A 20154-nucleotide genomic window follows, 5' to 3' on the forward strand; every position below is an offset into this window, starting at 1 on the left:
AATGAAAAATATAGTAGTTGCCACAGATTTTTCAAACGATGCTTATGCCGCACTGTTCTATGTTACAAAATTATTATCTGAACAAACCTGCACTATTTATATCCTAAATGTTTTTGATGAACATACCCCACTTAAAGGTAAAATATCAAAAGCGCTTTTAGGAAAAAAAGGATTAGAGGGGATTGCGACCGAGTCAAAAGAAAAACTTGCAAGTACATTACATAAAATTGTTTTGGATCTTGATAAGCCAGCACACCATTTTCAAATTTTATCGAAAGAAGGCGAATTGGTAGAAGTAATAAAGGAAGTCATAGCTGAACACAAAATAGATCTTCTGGTCATGGGGAGTAAAGGGGAAACCGGTGCCAAAGAAATTTTTCTTGGAAGTAATACGATCAATGTGGCGAAAGCCATAAACAAATGTCCCATCTTGGCAGTACCGAAGCAGGCGGATTATAAAGCTATAAAAGAAATAGCGTTTGTAACTGACTTTAAAAAAGGGTGTACTAAAGAAATTATAGCCCCTTTATTATTTGTGGCCTCACTTTCAGGAGCAGCTGTGCGCATAATGCACATCGTTGAAGAAAAATCGCTGAGCGCAGAACAACGGTCCCATAAAAAGCTTTTGGAATTGTGTTTAAAAAATATAGATCACAGTTATCATTGGACCACGGACTTTCCCTATAAAGCACAGGTTATAGACACTTTTTTACAAAATTTGGACATTGATATGTTTGCCATGGTCCACCATAGGCGAAGTTTTTTAGGACGTTTGGCTAGACAACCAGTTATTAAAGAGTTAAATATGCGTGTGGACACACCGTTTTTAATTTTGCCCGACAACGACTGATAATTGTCATATCCCATCTTAAAAATGCCCTTTAAATTTAACATAGTAACCAGAAAAGAATGTCATGGACAAAAGAATATTGATACCTACCGATTTCTCAAAAAATGCTTTAAATGCCATACGTTATGCAGTCGATCTTTATGAAAAACAAAACTGCGAGTTTTATTTTTTGAATGTATTCAATCCAGAGAGCTACACGACAAGAAATTTGTTCATACCAGAACCAGGAAGTAGCGAATATGAAGCAACGAAAGCGGAATCTGAAAAAGGGTTGGAAAGATTGTTGGAGATTTTAAAATTGCACCACGATAATAGTAGACATAGTTATCATACCATTTCAGAATTCGATTTCCTATCTGAGGCCATTAAAAAAATAATTGCTAAAAAAGATATAGACATGGTAGTGATGGGTACCCAAGGGGCAACAGGTGCTAAAGGTGTCATTTTTGGTAGCAATACGGTACTTGCCATGGAAAGGATACGTGAATGTCCTATACTGGCCGTGCCTGAAGGTTTTAGGTTTTCCCCGCTCCAAGAGCTAGTTTTCCCGACTGATTTTAAAGACAATTTTAAACGAAAAGAGCTAAAGTACTTAATTGAAATTGCAAAAATGCACGGAGCATCCGTTCGTGTGCTGCATGTTTCAAAAAATAAAGAACTCAAGTCGGCACAACAGGATAACAAGCAACTTTTAGATGCAATTTTAGGGAATATGGACCATAGCTTCCATACGCTTAAAGACAATGATGTGGCTGAAGGAATTACCTCTTTTGTTGAAAGCAGGGGTAGCGATATGATTGCATTTATCAATAGAAAACATTTCTTTTTTGGGAGTGTATTCTCTAAACCTTTGGTCAAGGAAATTGGCTACGATGCAACGATACCAATTTTGGCACTACACTAAAAATTTATCGATATGAAAAAAATAGGGATTTGGATGGACAAAGAGAAAGCCCATATTGTTCAACTAACTGAAGAAGGAGAGAAAATGAAAACTATTTTTTCGGAGTTGGAATTTTTTAATCCAAGCGGTGGTTCACGAACCCGAACGGCAAAATGGGGCCCTCAAGATGTAGTTCAGGACAGTAAGTATCTTGAAAGGGAAAAACATCAATTAAAGATATATTTCAATAAGCTGACCGATGCTATAAGTGATGCCGATGCGATAGCACTTTTTGGACCCGCGAATACTAATGAAAAGTTTAGAAAAGAACTAGTTCAAAACCATAAGGACTTGGCAAAAAAGTTAAAAACCGTTGTTAAAGCCGATAGCATGACGGAAAACCAGATCAAGGCTTTGGTCCGGAATTATTATAGCGCAAAGAATTAGCGAGCCCATAAGATAAGGCGAGCGTCTCCATCAAATAAAATTTATTTTCTGATAGCAATACACCTTAATGGACGCATTTTCTGACTTTATTGAAAACCCCTTGGTTATAAAGCTTGTAAAACTTGCTTTATGGTTGTCCATAGTTATATTTTCCATCGCTTTTGTTCGTAAAGTCCTTAAAAAAAGAATTGACGACGCAACAATTAGGTATAAAGCACAGAAAGGGGTAGAGATTATTGGTTATATACTTATCGCACTTTTAGTATTAATGGCTTTTACGGTAGATAGTATTAAGGATTATACCATTATCATAGGGCTGTTTACTGCAGGAATTACATTTACGTTACAGGAATTAATTTTAAGCATTGCAGGATCTTTTTATATCTTCTTTGTTAGGGTCTATAAGCCTGGAGACCGTATAGAAATTAATGGTATAAAAGGAGATGTTATCGATATTGATAGCATTTATACTACAATCATGGAAATGGGCGAATGGGTTGAAAGTGACAATTATTCTGGCCGAATTGTTAAGATTAGTAATGCTTTTGTATTTAAGGGCCCCATTAAAAATTATTCCATGGATTTTCCTTTTGTGTGGGATGAACTGAATATTCTAGTCACTTATGGTTCGGATGTGGAGCTTGCCAAGCAATTAGTTTTAGAGACTGCAACGGAGCAATTATCGCAGTACACTAAAAACTCATTGACAAAGTGGAAAGAAATGGTAGAACGCTATTATGTGGAAAATGCCAAATTAGAACCAACACTTGCGATTAGCTTAACCGATAATTGGATAGCCATAAATCTTCGTTATATAACTGATTATAAGTTAAGGCGTGGTACAAAGCACCGATTGTTCGAAGAAATACAACAAGTGATCTTACGGACTAATGGAAAGGTAACATTGGCTTCCCAAACACTGCAATTATTAAAAATACCAGAAGTTCAGGTACAACTACAAAAATAGTATGATAGAAGACCATGATATTGAAATTATAAAGTCCTCTGGTGAGAAAGCAAAATTTTCATTGGAAAAGCTCCGTAATTCCCTTAAACATAGTGGGGCGGATCCTGACTTGGTAGAGCGGATAGTTAAGAAAGTATGGTATGAGCTTTATGATGGCATCTCCACCAATGAAATTTATAACAGGGCCTTTGCACTGTTAAAAAAGAAAAAGTCGGTCTTTGCCTCAAAATATAAGTTAAAAAAAGCTATTTACGAGCTTGGGCCAACAGGATTTCCATTTGAGAAATTTATTTCCGCCCTTCTCCAATATTCTGGATACCTTGTTCGTACAAATTCGATAATGCATGGCCATTGTGTGAGTCATGAAATTGATGTGATGGCTGAAAAGAATGGAAGTGTCACTGTCATTGAATGTAAATTTCACGGCGAAGAAGGCCGAAACTGTAATGTAAAGATTCCTTTATATATCCATTCACGCTATAATGATGTAAAAACATATTGGGCACTTAAGAAAAAGGAAACCAAAACCTTGGATTTGGGTTGGGTGGTTACAAATACCCGTTTTACCCATGATGCCATTCAATATGGCAAATGCGCAGGACTGTATCTTTTGAGTTGGGACTATCCATTTGAAGACGGCCTTAAAGATAGAATAGACAGATTGGGACTTTACCCAATTACGGTTTCAACGATTTTGAGCAATAGGGAAAAACAGTTTTTGTTGAGCAGGGATGTAGTGCTTTGCCGTCAACTCTTGAAAGATAAGTTTTTCTTGGACCATTTAGGAATCTCCCATGCCCGTAAAGAAAAAATCGTGAATGAAATTGAAGGACTTTGTCGTCAATAAATTATGAATACTGCTAAAATCCATTTTCTTGGCGCCTCAGGGACAGTTACAGGCTCAAAATTTTATCTTGAGACCCCCGAGCTAAATATTATGGTAGATTGTGGGATGTTCCAGGGACTTAAAGAATTACGCGAAAAGAACTGGGAACCATTGCCCATTGATGCATCAAAGATTGATGTGGTGTTGTTGACCCATGGGCATTTAGATCATACCGGCTACCTTCCCAGATTGGTAAAAGAAGGATTTAAAGGGGATATTATAGGAACTCCCCCTACCCTGGCAATTACCCGGATTATTCTTATGGATAGTGCTAAAATACACGAAGAGGAAGCAGCACACGCAAATTTGGAAGGCTATAGCAAGCATCAACCTGCCTTGCCTTTTTATACCGTAGAAGAAGCTAAGAAGGCCATTGATTTTTTTAAACCCGGAAATAAAGCCGAATGGATTCAACTTACTGAACATATCCGTTTTAAATTCAAGTACAACGGACATATCATCGGGGCTACTTTTATTGAATTGGAAATCTTTGGAAAAGTCTTTGTCTTCTCCGGAGATGTAGGTAGAGTAGAAGATACCCTACTAGAACCACCAACACAACCTAAATGGGCGGACTACCTCTTTGTAGAAAGTACTTATGGTAACAAATTGCATCCGAAAGAAGATATAGAGGGGATTTTGGTTGAACTCGCACATAAAACCATAAATGAGCGGGGCAATCTTATTATTCCCTCATTTGCAGTAGAACGTCTACAGTCTTTAATGTTTACACTTTGGAAATTGTACCGGAAAAACAAAATTCCGAACATTCCCATTTTCATTGATAGTCCCATGGGCAATAATGTACTGTCCGTTTTCGAGCAATTCCCTCAATGGCATAAACTATCTATGCGGGAATATCAGGCGATGTGCAACCATTTTGAAATTATAAGTTCCTACAGGGATACTTGGAAAACCATTGATGATCCCAGACCTAAAATAGTGATTGCTGGTAGTGGGATGGTAACTGGTGGCAGGGTCTTAACCTATTTAAAACAGTTGATAGATTTACCATCAACTTCCATTTTGTTGGTTGGTTACCAAGCGGAAGGTACACGTGGGAGACTACTTTTAGAAGGTGCCGATGAGCTCAAGCTTTTTGGGAAGTACTATCCCATTAAGGCAACTGTAAGGCATTTGGAGAGTCTATCTGCACATGCCGACCAAAAAGAACTTCTGGATTGGATGAACACTATTAAAAACATTCCAGAAAGAGTATTTCTAATTCATGGAGAACATACAAGTTTAGAGGTATTCAGGCTAAAAATACAGGATGTATATGGATGGTATGTACATATCCCAAAATTGAATGATATTCAAGAATTTATCCTGTAGATATGACGGAAATCATAGGATACTTTTTTTATTGATTCTAGTTTTAACCCATAAGAATTGTAAAATGGAAGAAGCTAAAATCAATAAAAAACAGGAAAAGAAAGTAGAGGCACTACATTGGGAAATCCAGCAATGGAAGTCCAATTTTAAGTTTATTGCCGATGAGCTCATCTTCATTCATAAACTCTTGGACTCCTATGTTTTTGAACCTAATACACCAAATCTCTTTGAACGGATTCAGGGCTTTAAAGAACAACTTAAGAAGCGGGATGAAATCAAAAAAGAAGTGCAAAATCACATATCAAGGCATGAGAATAATCTAGCGGGCATGTTGGAGTGTACGAATGTATCATGTGATTTTGGGTATTATCAAAAACATGATGAATTGCAAAAAGAAGTGGACCAATGCCACAAAGATTTTCAACAATTAAAAGCTGAGATTTTCAATTATGCGGGGGGAGTTCTTAAAAAAAGAAAACCCTAGCAAAAAGTAACTACTGTTATTTTACATAACTGACAATTGTCATTTCTAATTCTTAGTACTTCAAGTAATTTCGGTATGATTCTGATGTATAAAACAAGCAGTACCCATGAAAATCAAATCGAAAAAATATCGCTATGCTGAATGGTTGAGTGCTACGGAAATGCACGAAAATTCCAAAGAGTTGGTTTCAGAGCTAAAATTTATTATTGATGAACAGCTTTTTCTAAACAATCTTGTAAAATCCTATACTTCACAGTTGGTAGATTCAAACGTTTACCAAACAAATAAGGAAGTAATAGACGATATTCTTACAGCAGAAAAAAAGATAAAACCCCTAATAGCAAAAATCCAATTGCACCAAAATCAATTGGAGGTTATGATAGATGATACAGACCAATTAGAAATGGAAAAAGCTTATATCGAAACACATAGAGAACTTCTGACGGCTATGGATGATTACAGTGGCAAGTATAGAAGTCTTAAAGAAAAGCTTTTTAAAATAATTTCCAACATTATCAAAAAAGAAAAGCAAAAAAGATTACTCAACTAAAATCCACTACGATGAAAAAATTATTGTTGTTATTGCTTATAACCTTAACGGGCTGCTCTTCGGTAAGCTTGGTAGAAAATTGGAAGAACCCAGATATCGTACTTTTTGATGCAAATCAAGTATTGATAGTGGGGATGACACAGAATGAAGAAGCACGTGCCAATTTTGAAAGGAATTTGCAAAAGGAATTTGATAAAAGGGGAGTTGATGCTATGCGTAGTCTAGATGTATTTGATGTGGAATTCACAGATTCCAAAAGAACGGAAGAAGAACTGGACGATGTCGAACAAAGTCTTCTGGATAAAGGTTTCGATGCTATTCTCTTTACCAAAATCGTAGGTTCCGAAGACAGGCAAAGTTTTGTAAAAACAATCTCACAGTGGGATAATCATCAAAGGCGTTTCAATGACGACTATATGGAATATCAAGATATTTATTATGATGAGGACTACTACGATACGTTCAAAGTATACCATGCGCAAACTACACTGTATTGTATATGTGAAGGGAAGGAAAGAGCCATGATTTGGCGTGGCAGTATCGACATTACAGATCCAAAGGATATAGATAAATCAGTAAAGGATTATATAAAACTTGTGGTAATCGCAATGGAAGAACAGGATTTAATTTTTAGAAAAGAATCAGATGATGAAATTACTGGTTTATAGTGCAAAAGATTTTGAAATACCTTTTTTAAAACAGGCGAACCAGAATGGCCATAAAGTCACTTATCTTAAGGAAGCCCTGGATAGTAATACTGCCATTCATGCAGCGGGATACAAAGCGATAAGCATATTTTCAGGAGATGATGCCTCGTCTATAGTCCTCGAAATATTATGGGAATTGGGCGTGCGCTTTATTACCTTACGTTCATCCGGTCATAACAATATCAACCTTAAAATCGCAAAAATGCTTGGTTTTAAAGTTGCAAACGCTCCGGATTATTCCCCTCATGCTATTGCAGAACATGCTGTAGCACTACTATTGGGATTAAATCGAAAACTTATTTTGGCCAATAAACAGGTGAACAACCTTAACTTTCTACAGGGTGACTTAATGGGGTTCAATTTGTATAACAAGACCATTGGCATTATCGGTACGGGAAGAATTGGAAGCGTTATGGTCAAGATCATGCATGGTTTTGGCTGCAAAATCTTTGCAAATGATTTGAATCCCAACTATGGGTTGAATGAGCGGTATGGTGTCAACTACACTTCTTTGGAAGAGGTTTGTAAAAAGGCTGACATTATAAGTCTTCATATTCCCTTGACCCATGACAACTACCATTTAATTAATAAAGAAAAGTTTTCATTAATGAAACAAGGTGTTGTACTGATCAATACGGCGAGAGGGTCCATTGTAGAAACCAAATCCTTAATAACGGTATTGGAAAACGGACAAATCGGGGGCTATTGTACCGATGTGTACGAACGGGAAAAAGGTATTTTCTTTAAGGACAATTCCAAAGAAGGAATTAAGGATGAACAATTGAAAAAACTATTATCCTTTTCAAATGTGTTGCTTACACCGCATCAAGCCTTTATGACCAAAGAGGCTTTAGAGCGTATTGCTAAAATTACATTTGTGAATATCGATAGTTGGGCGGCAGGAAAAACTTGTAAAAACGAATTAGTCCTTGAAAAAGCGCACTCATAACAAGGGACTAAAAACTCTACCGAAGCCCTCTTTCAACTTTTCACTCCAAGACCTATCTAGATATTCTTGATAGGAAAGCATAGTACTTACGTTTACGTCTTTTAAAAAATCTTCTTTTAGTAGATTGGCAAAAGATTCGTCATAGACAATGGCATTAACTTCGTAGTTCTGTTCAAAACTCCTGTCATCCAAATTGGCTGTACCTATAGTTGCAATGGCATCATCACTTACAATAATCTTGCTGTGTAAAAAACCATCTGGAAAGAGATAGATCTTAATGCCCGACTTTAAAAATGATTCAAAATAGGAACGTACACTCCAACCCACAATTTTACTGTCAGTATTCTCAGAAATTAGCATGCGCACATCTACCCCACTTAAAGCGGCTGTCTGCAAAGCCTGTAGCACGGCTGGACCTGGAATGACATAGGGATTGGTAATGTAAAGGTATTTTTTTGCCCTATATATAATGGCTAAATAGGCTTGTTTAAGGGCAGGGAAATCGTCATCTGGCCCTCCTGATACGATTTGAACCGATTTTTCTTCCTCTTTTTGGATGTTGTGTTCAGGGTTTAAAAATGGCACAATGGATTTTTGGCTTACCAAATACCAATCCATGGCAAAGATATGATTCAAATGTTGGGCTGCTTCCCCAACTATTTTGAGATGCATGTCATGCCAATTGCCCAAATTGGGATCACCTTTCAAATACTTATCTGAAATGTTGATGCCCCCTGTAAAGGCAATCTTATTGTCAACTACAATGATTTTACGATGGTTCCTATAGTTCAACGAAGAAAGAAATCGCCCAAACTTAAAGGGCAAAAAGGGGTGTACTTCAACCCCGATTGCCTGTAATTTTTTTAAATATGATTTGCTTAAAGAAAAACTGCCGATACTATCATATATCATTCGTATTTGGACACCTTCCTTCTTTTTTTGTGCAAATAATCGCAATAGCCTATCGGCAAGTTCTCCTTCCTCAAAAATATAGTACTGCAAGTGTATCTGGGTGGTGGCATTTTCCAAAACTTCAAATATGGACTCAAAGGTGACTTTGCCATTTTTTAATAGTTGAAGTGAATTTGTCGCTGTTAAAGGGAAGTTTGAATTTTTATGGATAAGCCCTATCAATTTTTGATGCTCGCCTTTTAATGCTACCAGATGGGGGACATCGGGCTTGGGGAATTTAAAAAGGGCTTGTTTTTTCAGCTTTAGCAGCTTATTTTTTCTTCGGTTTCTCCCCACCAATAGATATAATAAGATACCCCCTACGGGAATTGTGAATATAGCCAATAGCCAAGCCAATGTTTTTGAAGGTTTTACCCCATATAACAATACACTTATCACTATTGAAATCGCAATAATAATATAGAATAAAATAACAATAGTTAGTAACACGCGGCCAACTTTAAATGGAACAATACCCCATGGATTTTAAGCTTACATCAATTTAAAAGTGACAGGAATGCTATAGGGCACTTTAACGGGGTTTCCACGTTGCATCCCTGGTGTCATACGGGGTAGACACGCAATAATACGTTCAGCCTCTTTTTCCAATAGATGGTCTGGCCCTCTTGTTCTAATATGGCTAATATGCCCTTGTGCATTAATTACAAACTGGACATATACTCTTCCTTGAATTCCCATTTCAAGGGCCATCGGTGGGTATTTGAAGTTATTTTTTACATGCTCTTGTATTTTTTGTTGAAAGCAGATTCGTTTTTCTTCTTTACTTAGTTGTTCGCACCCCGGGAAAATAGGTACCTCCTCAATAACGGAAAAAGGCACTGTAATCTCTTCCTCTACCTCCTCAACGTGAACTTCATCAACTGAAATTATCGCTGCAGCCACTTCGGTTTCTTGGTTCATTTCTGTACTTTGAATGATGGTTTCTTCCACTTCTTGTGCATCTTCCACAATTTCAATTATTGCTGGAGCAGATGGTGGGGCTTGTGGAGGGGTTGCAGTTATATTTTCCGTAATGGGAACTTCCTCCTTTAAATCAGGTTCTATGGTATAAGCTATCGCTATTTCATTGATAGTATCATAACTTTTCAATTCCAAGAGTCTCCAAACAGTAAAGAGCACCATCGTAAGTCCTATGACAAAGTAGAGCCCACTATTACGGTTTAAATCAGCTTTAGGGTTCTTTTTTGGTTTCATGACTAAGGGATTTAGTGCCTTTAAGATAGTTCCCTAGCAATATAGATACTATGACATTTGTCAGTAGCGGACAGAAAAATTGGAAAGAGCCTTGCCCTTAGCTTAAAAAAGATGTGTAGAGATTTAAAACCTGATTTCTGTCATATTCTTTTAATGCTTACAAAGCTACTTTTGACTGTAAAGAAGTAATAAACTGTTAAAAAATCAGGTATGAGCAACATAAAAAAGATTTTACTGCCCTTCGATTTTTCAGAGTCAGCAGTTCATGCTTTGGATTATTGCATGAAATTTGTTGGATTTGAACGCCCTATCGAAATTATTGCCCTTCAAGTAACGGTCGCGCCAATTTCAGGTTCAAAAGAGAAAGAGACCAGGGAGGATTTTGCAAAATTATTGTTGAGATTAAAGCGAAAAACGGTCAAAAGTCCAAAAATCATAACGGTATCGGGACCTTTAATTGAAACCGTACTCAAAGCCCAAATAAAGCAAAACATTGATTTGATACTCATGGGTACCATGGGGGATAAGAATACGGAAGAAGCCAACACAAATACTTCCAGACTAGTGTTGGAAGCTAATTGCCCCGTTATGGGCGTTCCCTATAATTGTCTTATCAATACGCCTAAGGAAATTGCTTTGGTACTGGGAAAGGAAGAAATCGAAGATCCACAAGTATTGGATATGCTTTTAGAAATCTCAAGGTCTTACAACTCCAAGGTGCATGTTCTTACGATATATAAAGAGTCTATTCTCACTGAAAAAGCAATAGTTGAAAAAAACGAGAAAACTTTAGAATATTATCTGGAACATTTTTACGCTGAGCATAGCTTCTCTAAAGAACAAGACATAGAAAAGGGAATTCTATCATTTATCAAGGAGAAGAAAATTGACTTATTGACAATTTTGCCTAGAAACCATGCAATGAAAACCAATCCCTCAGAAGGTCGCCTAACCAAATTACTGACCTTGCATTCTGAAGTGCCGATTTTGACCTTGGATTAATTTTAATAGGTGTAGCATAAAACAGAGAAAGAATTTGTTTCCAAAATTGTGATTTTTCTGAATTTTAAAATGTTAAATTTTCTTTGTAAGAACCTGATAATAAGAAATTTTAACATCCTCGCGGTGCGCACTTTATTGAATTCGAAAAGTGCGCACCGAATTGCGCACCGCGGAAAACGGTATTATTTGATATCAAATGAAATTAGGAAAAACAAAAAAGTCTGTAAATCAACGATTTACAGACTTTTTGAATGATTATGGACTCTTAAAAGTGACCTGACTGGGGCTCGAACCCAGGACCCTCTCCTTAAAAGGGAGATGCTCTACCAACTGAGCTATCAGGTCAAATGTGCTTACTGGCTTTTTACTCTTGCCTAAAGCGGCTGCAAATATAATATCAATAATTTCATTTTTCAACCTGAATTAATAATAAATTTGTTTTTTTTTCATTCAAACCTCAAATAGTGGATACAAAGATTGTTTTAGTGGGATATATGGCTAGTGGAAAGTCTACAATCGGTAAATATTTGGCTGAAGAACTGGATATAGAATTTATGGATTTAGATGATGCCATTTCTACTAAAGTTGGGCTTACTATTCCAGAAATATTTGAAACGAAAGGCGAACTTTTCTTTAGAAAGATAGAAACCAAAGTCTTGAATGAACTACTTGTTGAAAATAAAGGTTTGGTTATAGCTACAGGTGGGGGAACGCCATGCTACGGAAACAATATGAAGGATATTGATGTCCAAACCAAGAATACGTTTTATTTAAAATTGAGTATTCCTTCATTGCTGGAAAGAATTAGAAAAGAAAAAGAACAGCGCCCTTTAGTTACTCAATTAGATGATAAGGATTTACCGGAATTCATTGGTAAACATTTATTTGAGAGAAGTATGTTCTATGCTATGGCTAAACATACAATAGAGTGTGATAACAAGTCAGTAGAAGAAATTAGTGGTAAAATAAGAGAATTTTTAGTCTAAATAAACTAAGTCGTTTTTTGGTTTAAAAACAACCTTTATATGTTCATTCAAAGATGTAGATAAGGAAATCCCTTTATAATCTGCTTTCACAGGATATTTTTTATGGTTCCTGTTCACTAAAACTGCGGTCTTAAGTTGCTTTAAAGGTGTTTTTAAAAAATGGTGTACCCCATAAATCAAAGTAGTACCGGAATTTAAAACATCATCTACCAAAACAATAGATCTGTCTTTATAGGAACCTTCTTTAAGGGAAGTAGTCACACCGCTTTCTAAAGGGTTTTGTTTGTCCATATGCACTTTACAAAGTATTATATTGGCATCTGTGATTTTTTCTAATACTGAACTTATCTTTTTGGCAAAACTTAGGCCACCACCATCTATACCAGCAATAATTATTTCAGTTTCTTCAACGTTTGCTTCATAAATTTGATAGGCAATCCTTTTTATCTTATGTTGAATTTGTTCGTGGGAAAGAATTTTATTTTCCATCTAGCTAAGTTTCTGCTATCAAAGATAAAGAATACAACTATTCAGACTCATCCAAATAATCATCGATATTTCGTCTATCTTTTTTTGTTGGTCGTCCAGTTCCTTTTTTTCTATAATGGTCTTTTGCAAATTTTAGTAGTTCATTGTGCTCAAATGCTTCTTTTGGAGTAACATCTTTACGGTATATGTTAACTAATTTTGCCCCAACTCGGCTTTCAGGTATATCCAAAATTTCTAGTTGGTAGTCAATTTGGTTTTTACGAACCATTACCTTGTCCATGGGGTAGACTTCCCTTGAGGGCTTTACTGCCTGACCGTTAATCTTGACATGCCCTTTTTTGCAAGCAGTTGTGGCGATATTACGGGTCTTAAAATAGCGAACGCTCCATAAAAACTTATCAATACGCATAGTTAATGCTAATCTTTGTTAAGGTAAAGTGCAAAAATAACCGAAAATTGTATCTTGCGCTTTTATAAAAAATTGAGAATGAAAAGAATTCTAAGTGTCTTAAGTATTGCACTTTTATTTGTGTCCTGTGGGAATGATGATGAAAATAATTTTGAATCTGTTCCTCCGCGTTTATTAAGTGAGGTTGAACCCGAGGATAGGGCTGAGATAATAGCTTTTTTAAAGACACATTTCTATAATTACGAGGAATTCCAAAGCCCTCCAGCCGACTTTGATTTTAAGATTAAAGTAGATACGATTGCTGGAGATAATGCTAATAAAATCCCATTAATACAACAAGTAGACTCTGCTATAATAAACATATCTGCAAATGAGTTTGCCTTAAGTGATGGAGAAGAAGATATACCACATCAATATTATTATTTAAATGCTAGAACAGGAATCACAGATAAACCTAATCCTACAGTCGCCGATTCAGTTTTTGTGCGCTATGAAGGAAAACTTTTAAATGGAATTTCTTTTGATGGTTCGGTGAACAGTGCAGTTTGGTTTGATTTATCAAGGATTCAAGCACCTTTACAAGGGTTTCGGGGATTTTCAGAGGCAATGGTGAACTTCAAACAAGGAGGAAATCCAATAGTAAATCCTGATGGCACATTTTCAGTTGAAGATTATGGAATTGGGATGATGATTCTCCCTTCTGGTCTCGGTGGGTTTAATAATATTACTGGAGGCATTCCACAATATAGCCCACTTATTTTCGAAATAGATTTATTTACTATAAATACGACAGATCACGATGGAGACGGTATCCCCTCAATCCAAGAGGATTTAAACGGAAATGGCTTTCTTTATGATGATAATACTGATGAAGCCGAGGAACGTGCTGCAGGTTTTCAAGCTGTAGTAAACTTTTTAGATTTAGATGATGATGATGATGGCGTGTCAACTAGAGATGAGATTTCTGATGAAAATGGTAATATAATTTTCCCTTATCCAAGTACAGGAAATGTGCCAGATTATCTTAATAAAGATGTTCAACGAACACCAAGTGATAATTAATAGAAAAGCCTCGATTAATACCGAGGCTTTTCTTTTTGTAATGCTTTTACTTAAATCTTAAGCGAAAAACTTAAAATCAGTTGGTCAGGTCTAGTATCTACCCTATCCCCATTTAAGTTGATTATATTGGCATTGATGAAATTGACTTCATTTTCACTAAACCCACGTTCGTAACGTAAATCCACTCCAAACTTACCTAAGTTTACCCCAGCTCCTATATTAAGACCAACAGAGAAATCATTCTCAATATCGTCAAAAGTAATACCATCAAATTTGGTATCTAAAATATATTGAAAGGATGGTCCAGCAAATACATGAAGAGGTCCAATTACTTTTGCACCCAATAAAACCGGTACATCTAGCTTCTGGATTTTAAGATCACCTTCATCATAACCGGATTTAGTACTTGTATATACTAATTCTGGCCTTAAATAAATACGATTTCCGATTTTTCCATAGAAGCCAACATGGAATCCAGCATTTCTGTCTGGGTTTTCAAAAGCTTGTTCAGCTGAATTAAAATAATCCCCATTACCGTTGTAGTTAAGTCCAGCTTTAATTCCAAATCCTGAACCGCTCTGTGCGAATGCAGTTGCACTAAAAAGAGCAACTACCATAATCATAAGTGTTTTTTTCATTTTGTTCCGTTTTTTAATTATGCGAAAAGAAGTATCAAATACGATACCAAAAAATTATTTTCTTTTCAACACTTTTAAAACGGCTGCTTCAATGGCTTTATTGTTCAAGCCATATTTCTCCATTAACTGTTCTGGGGTTCCACTTTCTCCAAAAGTATCTTGGGTAGCTACAAACTCTTGTGGAGTTGGGTGATGTTTGGCAAGCGTCCTAGCCACACTTTCTCCTAAACCACCTAAATAATTGTGTTCTTCGGCTGAAACAATACATCCTGTTTTTTTAACGGATTTAATAATCGCTTCCTCGTCCAATGGCTTAATTGTATGAATGTTTATTACTTCGGCAGATATACCTTGATTTTCTAATGTTTCAGCTGCCATTAAAGATTCCCATACCAAATGTCCAGTAGCGACTATGGTTACATCAGCCCCTTCACTGAGGATTAATGCTTTCCCAATTTCAAATTTTTGGTCAACAGGTGTAAAGTTGGCAACCTTAGGCCTTCCAAAACGTAAATATACAGGTCCATGATGCTCAGCAATAGCTAAAGTTGCTGCTTTGGTCTGATTGAAATCACACGGATTGATAACAGTCATCCCAGGTAGCATTTTCATTAAACCAATATCTTCTAAAATTTGATGTGTTGCCCCATCTTCGCCAAGTGTTATCCCTGCATGCGAAGCGCAAATTTTCACGTTTTTGTCAGAATATGCTATGGATTGACGTATCTGGTCATAAACACGACCAGTGGAAAAATTCGCAAAAGTACCTGTGAATGGAATTTTACCACCAATAGTCAAACCGGCTGCAATACCCATCATATTTGCTTCAGCAATCCCAACTTGAAAAAAACGTTCAGGATTTTCATCAATAAAAGTTTGAATTTTTAAAGACCCTACTAAATCTGCACAAAGAGCAACAACATTTGGATTGGTTCTACCCAATTCTGTCATTCCTGCTCCATAGCCACTTCTTGTATCCTGTTTTCCTTGATCTGTATATTTTGTCATCTCGTTGGTTTAAAAATTAATAATCCCCTAAGGTTTCAGGATTTTGGGCCAATGCGTTTTCAAGTTGCTCATCATTGGGAGCTTTTCCATGCCACGCATGGGTATGCATCATAAAATCTACGCCATTGCCCATTATAGTAGTCATTACAATACAAACTGGCTTTCCTTTTCCAGTTCTGGATTTAGCTTCTTTTAGACCAGCTATAACTTGCTCTAAATCGTTCCCATTCTCAATTTCTAAAACATCCCAACCAAAGACTTTAAATTTTTCAGCGACATCACCCAATGGTAAAACATCATCAGTAGAACCATCTATCTGTTGCCCATTTAAGTCTATAGTGGCGACGTAGTTATCCACTTTATTTCCGGCCGCATACATTATGGCTTCCCAGTTCTGCCCTTCTTGAAGTTCTCCATCACCATGTAGACTATAGACAAGTTTACCATCACCGTTCAATTTTTTAGCTAGTGCGGCACCAATTGCCACGGACATTCCTTGACCTAGAGAACCTGAAGCAATACGCACCCCTGGCAACCCTTCATGGGTGGTTGGATGCCCTTGCAATCGGGAATTGATTAATCTAAATGTATTGAGCTCGTCAACCTTAAAATAGCCTCTTCTTGCCAATACACTGTAAAAAACAGGTGAGATATGCCCGTTGGAGAGAAAAAAGAGATCTTCATCTTCCCCATCCATATCAAAACCATCTTTTAACTCCATAATTTCATTGTAGAGTGCTACAAAAAATTCAGTACACCCCAATGATCCTCCAGGGTGTCCTGAATTCACTTTATGTACCATCCGTAAAATGTCTCGTCTTACCTGAATTACAAGGTCTTGTAATTCTTCCAAATTTGCCATGGTCAATTGTTTAAATATGCTTTCAAAAGTAAGGGCATCTCAGCTGTAATACAAGAGGGAAGTTGTATTATTTTTAGAAAGGATATGAACAGTATGGAACTTTATTTTTTTGTTAAGTATTTACTGTAGGGCAGATGCCTATATTTGCCAATTAAAATAGGTTTCTTGAAGTTTGATTTATTACATAAAGACCCTAACAGCAAAGCTAGAGCAGGGGAGTTGACAACGGACATGGGGAAGATTAAAACCCCAATTTTTATGCCTGTTGGCACCGTAGCTTCTGTAAAGGGAGTTCACCAAAGGGAACTTAGGGAAGAAATCGACCCAGATGTAATTCTAGGCAATACCTATCATCTTTATTTAAGGCCAGGATTAGAAATCTTGGAACAGGCAGGTGGATTACATAAATTCATGGGTTGGGACAGAAATATTCTAACTGATAGTGGAGGTTATCAAGTTTATTCTTTATCTGGAAACAGAAAAATAAAGGAAGAAGGAGTAAAATTCAAATCTCATATAGATGGTTCCAGTCACTTTTTCTCACCAGAAAGTGTTATGGAGATTCAGCGTACCATTGGAGCAGATATTATAATGGCGTTTGATGAATGTACACCATATCCTTGTGATTACGATTATGCTAAACGTTCTATGCATATGACACACAGATGGCTGGATAGGTGTTTGGCACACTTGGAAAAACTTCCATTTAAATATGGGCATGCACAAACATTCTTTCCCATAGTCCAAGGTTCAACATACAAAGATTTACGCAAACAATCTGCAGAATATATAGCCTCGATTGGAGCTGAAGGCAATGCAATTGGCGGGCTATCTGTTGGTGAACCAGCACCAGAAATGTATGAGATGGCAGAAATTGTTTGTGATATTTTACCAGAGGATAAACCACGGTATTTAATGGGGGTGGGAACACCTATTAATATTTTGGAGAACATAGCTTTAGGAGTAGATATGTTCGATTGTGTAATGCCTACTAGAAATGCCAGAAATGGAATGTTATTTACGGCCCATGGCACTATTAATATTAAGAACAAGAAATGGGAGAACGATTTTTCAGCTATAGATGAAATGGGTATTACTTTTGTGGATACAGAATATTCCAAAGCTTATCTCAGACATTTGTTTGCAGCCAATGAATACTTGGGAAAACAGATTGCTACAATTCATAATTTAGGTTTTTATCTTTGGCTCGTTCGTACAGCAAGAGAACATATTTTTGAAGGTACTTTTTATGAATGGAAAAACAAAATGGTAAAACAAATGGATAAAAGACTGTAATGCTCACCATTCTGGATAAATACATATTAAAGCGTTATCTAATTACCTTTTTAGGAATGCTATTATTGTTTGTCCCCATTGGTATTATGGCCAATCTAGCTGAAAAAGTGGGCAAGATAATCGACAATGAAGCCCCTCTTTCGGAAGTGATTGTCTTCTATGGCAATTTCACCTTGGTGATTGGTAATTTATTGCTACCTATATTTCTTTTTCTTTCCATTATTTTTTTTACTTCCAAATTGGCAAGTAACACAGAGATAGTTGCTATTCTTAGCTCTGGAGTTTCGTATTGGCGATTTTTAAGACCTTATATGATAGGGGCGAGTATAGTTGCGATTCTAATTTTTTTCATGGGAATGTTTATTGTTCCGAATGCCAGTATTGGCTACAACGAATTTGAATATAAATACTTTAAAAAAGGGAAACAGGTTCAACAAACTACCAATATTTTTAATCAGTTAAACGACCAGGACTTTATCTATGTAAGCAGTTTTGATCCGGATAGGCAGATAGGTTACAATTTCACTTATGAGCATTTTAATGAGGATCAAATTTTGGATTACAAAATTTCTGCATCAAATATTAGATGGGTTCCAAAAGACAGTATTTACAGACTAACATCATATGTAAAACGTAAAATCCGTGATGGTAAAGAACTTGTGCAGACAAAACGACGTTTGGATACCGTTTTTAGTTTTCAGATAGATGATTTAACCCCGGTCTCTTATGTAGCCGATACTAAAAATCTTTTTGAGCTTAATGAGTTTATAGAGGAACAACGAAAGAAAGGGGCATCAAACATTAACTCTTACGTCTTAGTAAAATATAAACGATGGGCGCTGCCAATTGCCGCTTTTGTATTAACAATAATTGCTGTTGCAGTCTCTTCTGTAAGACGTAGAGGTGGTATGGGCGTCAACCTTGCATTTGGTATTGGGGTGGCTTTTATTTATATATTCTTTGATAAAGTATTTGGGACATTGGCAGAACAGTCAGGTTTCTCTCCTATCTTAGCAGTCGTACTACCGAATTTGATTTTTGGGATTGTGGGAATATATCTCCTACAAAAAGCTAAGCGATAATTATTTTCATTCTTTTTGTTATTGATTTATTTAGTGCCAATCAATTTTTACGAAAGCTTTATATTTGTCAACTATACCAACAACAACTAATTTTTTATGGAGTATTTGGAATTTGAACTTCCCATTAAAGAACTTGAAGAACAACTTCAAAAATGCATGGTAATCGGTGAGGAAAGTGATGTGGATGTTACCGAGACCTGTCAACAGATTGAAAAGAAATTAGCAGAGACAAGGAAGGACATCTACAAGAACCTTACTGCTTGGCAAAGAGTACAATTGTCCAGACATCCTGATAGGCCATACACCTTAGACTATATAAATGCAATTTGTGGAGATACTTTCTTGGAACTACATGGTGACAGAAATGTAAAAGATGATAAGGCGATGATAGGTGGTCTTGGAAAAATAGGCGACCAGAGTTATATGTTCATCGGACAACAGAAAGGCTACAATACAAAAACTCGGCAATACCGTAATTTTGGTATGGCAAATCCCGAGGGATATCGTAAGGCGTTACGTCTAATGAAGTCAGCTGAAAAATTTAATATACCCGTAGTTTGTTTTATTGATACTCCTGGGGCTTACCCAGGCATTGAGGCTGAAGAAAGAGGACAAGGTGAAGCAATAGCTAGAAATATTTTGGAAATGACCCGCCTAAAAGTCCCAATTATCGTTGTGATTATTGGAGAAGGGGCATCTGGTGGTGCTTTGGGCATTGGTGTTGGTGATAAGGTTTTAATGCTTGAGAATACATGGTATTCTGTTATTTCCCCTGAATCTTGCTCTTCAATTCTTTGGAGAAGCTGGGAATATAAGGAACAAGCTGCTGAAGCATTAAAATTAACGGCCACTGACATGAAAAAATTAAAGCTAATTGACGAAATAGTAAGAGAACCTTTAGGTGGTGCCCATAGTAATCGAGAGAAAACATTTACAACGGTAAAGAATAAGATTGCATCCCATTATGAAGAGCTAAAAAAGTTATCACCAAAAGAATTGGTTGTTTCTCGTATGGATAAATACTCAGATATGGGAGTCTTTAACGGCTAAGCCTGACTTTTTCGTTTTTCCACAAACCATAACTGTACCCTTTTTT

Annotated in this window: 23 protein-coding genes and 1 tRNA gene; 16 read left to right on the plus strand and 8 right to left on the minus strand. The window is 36.5% G+C overall.

Annotation, left to right across the window (positions count from 1 at the left end):
• Window position 1 precedes the first annotated feature (1 nt).
• The 10 genes from AACP56_RS15410 to AACP56_RS15455 all read left to right on the plus strand — a co-directional run bounded on the left by AACP56_RS15410 (window position 2) and on the right by AACP56_RS15455 (window position 8058).
• Window positions 2-850, plus strand: coding sequence for a universal stress protein (locus AACP56_RS15410; protein ID WP_339337882.1), 849 nt, complete (start codon window positions 2-4; stop codon window positions 848-850).
• Between the two features lie 64 nt (window positions 851-914).
• The gene (locus tag AACP56_RS15415; protein WP_339337884.1) at window positions 915-1754 is read left to right on the plus strand and encodes a universal stress protein; all 840 of its coding nucleotides are present in this window, start codon (window positions 915-917) and stop codon (window positions 1752-1754) included.
• Between the two features lie 12 nt (window positions 1755-1766).
• On the plus strand, window positions 1767-2180 hold the full coding sequence (locus AACP56_RS15420) for a hypothetical protein (RefSeq protein ID WP_339337886.1): 414 nt from the start codon (window positions 1767-1769) through the stop codon (window positions 2178-2180).
• 67 nt (window positions 2181-2247) lie between these two features.
• Window positions 2248-3147, plus strand: coding sequence for a mechanosensitive ion channel family protein (locus AACP56_RS15425; RefSeq protein WP_339337888.1), 900 nt, complete (start codon window positions 2248-2250; stop codon window positions 3145-3147).
• 1 nt (window position 3148) lies between these two features.
• Window positions 3149-3994, plus strand: a complete 846-nt coding sequence (locus AACP56_RS15430) for an ATP cone domain-containing protein (protein ID WP_339337890.1) — start codon at window positions 3149-3151, stop codon at window positions 3992-3994.
• Between the two features lie 3 nt (window positions 3995-3997).
• Window positions 3998-5368 carry an MBL fold metallo-hydrolase gene (locus tag AACP56_RS15435; protein WP_339337892.1) on the plus strand — a complete coding sequence of 457 codons (1371 nt, stop codon included), beginning with the start codon at window positions 3998-4000 and terminating at the stop codon, window positions 5366-5368.
• A 64-nt stretch (window positions 5369-5432) separates the two neighbouring features.
• Window positions 5433-5852: a hypothetical protein gene (locus AACP56_RS15440; RefSeq protein WP_339337894.1), complete on the plus strand. Its 420-nt coding sequence runs from the start codon at window positions 5433-5435 to the stop codon at window positions 5850-5852.
• 106 nt (window positions 5853-5958) lie between these two features.
• Window positions 5959-6402: a hypothetical protein gene (locus tag AACP56_RS15445; RefSeq protein ID WP_339337896.1), complete on the plus strand. Its 444-nt coding sequence runs from the start codon at window positions 5959-5961 to the stop codon at window positions 6400-6402.
• An 11-nt stretch (window positions 6403-6413) separates the two neighbouring features.
• Window positions 6414-7070, plus strand: a complete 657-nt coding sequence (locus AACP56_RS15450) for a hypothetical protein (RefSeq protein WP_339337898.1) — start codon at window positions 6414-6416, stop codon at window positions 7068-7070.
• The gene (locus AACP56_RS15455) at window positions 7048-8058 is read left to right on the plus strand and encodes a 2-hydroxyacid dehydrogenase (protein WP_339337900.1); all 1011 of its coding nucleotides are present in this window, start codon (window positions 7048-7050) and stop codon (window positions 8056-8058) included. Before AACP56_RS15450 ends, AACP56_RS15455 begins: the two co-directional genes overlap by 23 nt.
• On the opposite strand, the gene cls is transcribed toward AACP56_RS15455, so the two are convergent.
• Both cls and AACP56_RS15465 read right to left on the minus strand, forming a co-directional pair.
• Window positions 8053-9459 (minus strand): cardiolipin synthase, encoded by a 1407-nt coding sequence (cls, locus tag AACP56_RS15460; protein ID WP_339337902.1) that lies wholly within the window; start codon window positions 9457-9459, stop codon window positions 8053-8055. The genes AACP56_RS15455 and cls overlap by 6 nt on opposite strands.
• Window positions 9460-9501: 42 nt before the next feature.
• The gene (locus AACP56_RS15465; RefSeq protein WP_339337904.1) at window positions 9502-10224 is read right to left on the minus strand and encodes an energy transducer TonB; all 723 of its coding nucleotides are present in this window, start codon (window positions 10222-10224) and stop codon (window positions 9502-9504) included.
• 210 nt (window positions 10225-10434) lie between these two features.
• On the opposite strand from AACP56_RS15465, the gene AACP56_RS15470 reads away from it, so the two are divergent.
• Entirely contained in the window at window positions 10435-11226 is a 792-nt protein-coding gene (locus tag AACP56_RS15470) for a universal stress protein (protein ID WP_339337906.1), read from the plus strand.
• Between the two features lie 272 nt (window positions 11227-11498).
• On the opposite strand, the gene AACP56_RS15475 is transcribed toward AACP56_RS15470, so the two are convergent.
• Window positions 11499-11571 (minus strand) — tRNA-Lys (locus tag AACP56_RS15475).
• A gap of 119 nt (window positions 11572-11690) precedes the next feature.
• Between AACP56_RS15475 and AACP56_RS15480 the strand changes: the two genes are divergently transcribed.
• Window positions 11691-12212, plus strand: a complete 522-nt coding sequence (locus AACP56_RS15480; RefSeq protein WP_339337908.1) for a shikimate kinase — start codon at window positions 11691-11693, stop codon at window positions 12210-12212.
• Here the strand turns inward: AACP56_RS15480 and AACP56_RS15485 are convergent.
• Together AACP56_RS15485 and AACP56_RS15490 are read right to left on the minus strand one after the other, a co-directional pair.
• A complete protein-coding gene (locus tag AACP56_RS15485; protein WP_339337910.1) occupies window positions 12204-12701 on the minus strand; it encodes a phosphoribosyltransferase family protein in 498 nt (165 codons plus the stop codon). The genes AACP56_RS15480 and AACP56_RS15485 overlap by 9 nt on opposite strands.
• A 37-nt stretch (window positions 12702-12738) precedes the next feature.
• On the minus strand, window positions 12739-13110 hold the full coding sequence (locus AACP56_RS15490) for an RNA-binding S4 domain-containing protein (RefSeq protein WP_339337912.1): 372 nt from the start codon (window positions 13108-13110) through the stop codon (window positions 12739-12741).
• 78 nt (window positions 13111-13188) lie between these two features.
• On the opposite strand from AACP56_RS15490, the gene AACP56_RS15495 reads away from it, so the two are divergent.
• Entirely contained in the window at window positions 13189-14172 is a 984-nt protein-coding gene (locus AACP56_RS15495; protein WP_339337914.1) for an FKBP-type peptidyl-prolyl cis-trans isomerase, read from the plus strand.
• A gap of 50 nt (window positions 14173-14222) precedes the next feature.
• Here AACP56_RS15495 and AACP56_RS15500 read toward each other — a convergent pair whose 3' ends face one another.
• Genes AACP56_RS15500 through AACP56_RS15510 form a run of 3 tightly spaced genes read right to left on the minus strand, consistent with a single transcriptional unit; the run spans window position 14223 to window position 16680 of the window.
• The gene (locus AACP56_RS15500; protein ID WP_339337916.1) at window positions 14223-14810 is read right to left on the minus strand and encodes an outer membrane beta-barrel protein; all 588 of its coding nucleotides are present in this window, start codon (window positions 14808-14810) and stop codon (window positions 14223-14225) included.
• A 54-nt stretch (window positions 14811-14864) separates the two neighbouring features.
• On the minus strand, window positions 14865-15818 hold the full coding sequence (locus AACP56_RS15505; RefSeq protein ID WP_339337919.1) for a transketolase family protein: 954 nt from the start codon (window positions 15816-15818) through the stop codon (window positions 14865-14867).
• A gap of 16 nt (window positions 15819-15834) precedes the next feature.
• Window positions 15835-16680: a transketolase gene (locus tag AACP56_RS15510; RefSeq protein ID WP_339337921.1), complete on the minus strand. Its 846-nt coding sequence runs from the start codon at window positions 16678-16680 to the stop codon at window positions 15835-15837.
• A gap of 165 nt (window positions 16681-16845) precedes the next feature.
• Here AACP56_RS15510 and tgt point away from each other — a divergent pair, with 165 nt between their 5' ends.
• The 3 genes from tgt to AACP56_RS15525 all read left to right on the plus strand — a co-directional run bounded on the left by tgt (window position 16846) and on the right by AACP56_RS15525 (window position 20108).
• A complete protein-coding gene (tgt, locus tag AACP56_RS15515) occupies window positions 16846-17976 on the plus strand; it encodes a tRNA guanosine(34) transglycosylase Tgt (protein ID WP_339337923.1) in 1131 nt (376 codons plus the stop codon).
• Window positions 17976-19058 carry an LptF/LptG family permease gene (locus AACP56_RS15520; RefSeq protein ID WP_339337925.1) on the plus strand — a complete coding sequence of 361 codons (1083 nt, stop codon included), beginning with the start codon at window positions 17976-17978 and terminating at the stop codon, window positions 19056-19058. Before tgt ends, AACP56_RS15520 begins: the two co-directional genes overlap by 1 nt.
• A gap of 96 nt (window positions 19059-19154) precedes the next feature.
• Entirely contained in the window at window positions 19155-20108 is a 954-nt protein-coding gene (locus AACP56_RS15525) for an acetyl-CoA carboxylase carboxyltransferase subunit alpha (protein ID WP_339337927.1), read from the plus strand.
• Window positions 20109-20154 lie beyond the last annotated feature (46 nt).

The organism is Croceitalea sp. MTPC6 (genome assembly GCF_036985525.1).
GTDB lineage: Bacteria > Bacteroidota > Bacteroidia > Flavobacteriales > Flavobacteriaceae > Croceitalea.